This is a genomic window from Peribacillus sp. SIMBA_075, from assembly GCF_046534585.1.
Genome location: NZ_JAWRYN010001007.1, coordinates 1 through 257 on the forward strand (window position 1 = coordinate 1; position 257 = coordinate 257).

General features: G+C 39.3%; 1 pseudogene. It reads left to right on the top strand.

The features are described from left to right. Positions 1–257, top strand: a pseudogene (locus SB775_RS31320) (phage tail tape measure protein); the annotation flags it as partial.

The window sequence follows — 257 nt, forward strand, 5'->3', positions numbered from 1 at the left end:
CTATAGTTGTGACGGTCATGAGTATCTTCGGGATTGGAGCGGCTGCAGCGGCTGGAATTGTTGCTGCTATTCCCCTTATCGTAGCCGCTATAGCTGCCATAGGTTTTGCGATTTATAAAAACTTTGATGACATTAAACAATGGATTATAGATATTTGTAATTCTATTACGGAATATTTAGTAGAGCTTTGGGGCGGTATAGTTCAATCATCCAGTGAAGCGTGGAGTTCATTTTTAGAAACAATGCATGAGTTTTTT